A 2,693-nucleotide genomic window follows, 5' to 3' on the forward strand; every position below is an offset into this window, starting at 1 on the left:
CATCACCATCATGTTTCTTCGAACTCACAGCATCCAGTGTCGTAGTCATCACGGCACCCTTCCCGCCACGCTCACGCGCGGCGCGTCAAGCCGGAAACACCTTTTAATGCACAGTCCCTACTCGGAGCCAAACTATGACGAGAAAACCTGTCGGACCCTCCTATAGGGGTGTCGGATAGCTTGTGTTGGGGCGTTTTCATCGCCCGGAAGCGAGACACGGGTGACTGTCATTAAATGGTGGGCGAATGACAATCGCTGCCGATCACAAGGACCGGGTCAGAGCGTTGAAAACCTCAGGCGCCGGGATTACCGGAATTGCCCTAGGTCTCGTTTCTATGTTTTCTCCTGGGAAAACTAACGACCTCAAGACGGATAAACCCAACATTTTGTGGGCGATCTGCGGTGTTCGTGGGGTTTTGTGGGATCAGAAAACGAAAAACAGTTCGCTGACCAACACTTTCTCTGTGGCATGTGAGGGATTGTTAACGCCAACCGAAAATGGGGCCACTTCTGCCAACTGAAAACAGGGCCACTGTTGTGTTGTTCTAGTGTGCCGTAGTCACGGCGGGTTGGTGGTGCTTGAGTCGGTAGCTGGTGCCTTTGAGGTTGATGACGTCGGCGTGGTGGACGATGCGGTCGATCATCGCCGAGGCGATGGTGAGGTCTCCGAAGACGTCGCCCCAGCGGGCGAAGGGCAAGTTGCTGGTCATGATCAGCGATGCGTGTTCGTAGCGGGATGAGACGAGTTGGAAGAACAGGTTTGCGGCGTCCTGATCGAAGGGGATGTAGCCGACCTCGTCGACGATCAGCAGGCTGTAACGCCGTAATCGGGCAAGTTCGGCGGGGAGTTTGCCGCGGGAGTGGGCCTCCTGGAGGCGGGTCACCCAGCCGGTCGCGGTGTCGAACAGGACCCGGTGACCGGCTTTGGCGGCTTTGATGCCGATGCCAACGGCGAGGTGCGTTTTCCCCGTTCCGGGCGGGCCGAGCAGGACAATGTTCTTGCCCTCGGTCAGGAACACGCTGGTGCCAAGGTGGGCGATCAGGTTCCTGTCGGCGGAGGGCTGGTGGTCGAAGTTGAAGTCCTCAAGCGCTTTGTGGCCAGGGAATCGGGCGGCCTTGATTCGCAGCCCTGCCCCTGAAGCTTCCCGCTCGGAGACCTCTTTGGAGAGCACCGCGGCGAGGTATTCCTCGTGGGACCAGCCCGCGTCGCGGGCCTGGTCGCCCAGGCGTCGGAACGCTTCACCGATGCGCGGTGCCCGCAGCGCACGGGCGTAGTACTCGATCTGCGATGCCGCTTCCGGGCCGATCATGACGCGACCGCCAACGGGGACTGGGCTGTGTCGAGGTCAACGCTGAAGAGCTCGTCATAGCGGGCCAGGGACGCGACCTCAACGACGGTCGTGACCGCGGGTCGACGCGCCCGCTGGGCCTGGAACTGGGCGCGCAACTCCGCCGCCCGGAGGACATGCGCCGGGTCGGTGACGGTCAGTTGCCTCGCCCATTTCCGTCGGTGCTCGGCAACAAGCACCCCGTCGTGGTGGACGGTGACGGCCTCCAAACTCGCTGTCACGTCCACGACTCGACCGATCATGGCTGGGTCGACGGAGTAGTCGTTGCTGAAAGCGCGAACGTAGTAGTCCCGGGGCAGGCGAACACTGTTGCGAAACATCACCTCCGGTTCCATCGGCGGCAGGGCCCGCATCGCCGCGCGGTCGATGCTGACCAGATCACCGGGCCGGCCGCGCCGCGACCTGGACATTCGGGCGTTCGCGATCGGCAGCCACGCACTCAGCTGCTGGTTGAAATCGTCCGGAGAGGCGAACGACCGGCCGGACATGAACCGGCCGCGGAAGAAGCGATTCATCCGCTCGACCATCCCCTTGGACTCAGGGTCGCAGGCCTTCAGAAGCTTGATCTGAGTGCCGAGGGTGCCGGCGAACGCGGCAGCAGGCTCGGTGAGTTTCCCCCGGCCGATTCCGGCCTCGTTGTCCCACGTCAACCGGGTCGGAACCGCCTCCGCTTCCTGCAACAGCGACCACATCCCACCGAGCAGATCCGGCGTCGTTTTGGACGGCAACATGCGCGCCTGAATGAAACCGGAGAACGTCGAGGTCATCACCAACACCGGCGGCGCCGCAGCCTGATCATGGCCCAACGGCAGGTCCTCGTGAGGGAACCAAAGATCGCACTGAACCTGGAACCCAGGCGGGTGCACCAGACGATCCGCAGGATCCGGCACCACATACTCCAGCCGCAACTCTGCCACCTTCGCGCGGAACAGCGACGGCGACCCCGACCACCCCACCCTCTCCGCCACGGTCGCTGCCGGCATCCTCGGCGTCGCCGCGAGCAGCACCCGCACCTGCGCCGTGAACGCATCAAAGCTCGACCCTGCCGGCTCGCGCCGATACGTCGGCATCCGGTCCACGGCCAACGCGCGATCGACCGTTCCCCGGGACACCCCGGCCAGCCTCGCTATCTCCCGCTTCGAATGCTTCCCCGTCGAATGCAGGTGGCGAATCTCTGCCCAATCATCCAATTTGATCACCTTCCATAGTGGTCGGTGGCCCTATTTTCAGTTGGGGTGAATTCAAGCGGTCGTCGCAACACTTGTTTCTTGCCGCGATCCTAGCTCGGTAGTGATGACCAGTGTGGGTGTGTTCCAGTTGAGGCGTTTCCGTGGCCGGTCGTTG

Annotated in this window: 3 protein-coding genes; 1 reads left to right on the top strand and 2 read right to left on the bottom strand. The window is 62.5% G+C overall.

The window, feature by feature from the left end; all coding sequences use genetic code 11:
* The first annotated feature begins 245 nt into the window (after positions 1-245).
* On the top strand, positions 246-521 hold the full coding sequence (locus RMN95_RS09385; protein ID WP_309616657.1) for a hypothetical protein: 276 nt from the start codon (positions 246-248) through the stop codon (positions 519-521).
* Between the two features lie 24 nt (positions 522-545).
* On the opposite strand, the gene istB is transcribed toward RMN95_RS09385, so the two are convergent.
* Positions 546-1,310 carry an IS21-like element helper ATPase IstB gene (gene istB, locus RMN95_RS09390; RefSeq protein WP_309616658.1) on the bottom strand — a complete coding sequence of 255 codons (765 nt, stop codon included), beginning with the start codon at positions 1,308-1,310 and terminating at the stop codon, positions 546-548.
* Entirely contained in the window at positions 1,307-2,548 is a 1,242-nt protein-coding gene (locus RMN95_RS09395; protein WP_309616659.1) for a Mu transposase domain-containing protein, read from the bottom strand. The genes istB and RMN95_RS09395 overlap by 4 nt, the downstream gene beginning before the upstream one ends.
* Positions 2,549-2,693 lie beyond the last annotated feature (145 nt).

It is taken from the genome of Salinibacterium sp. (assembly GCF_031364185.1).
In the GTDB taxonomy this organism is placed as follows: domain Bacteria; phylum Actinomycetota; class Actinomycetes; order Actinomycetales; family Microbacteriaceae; genus Rhodoglobus.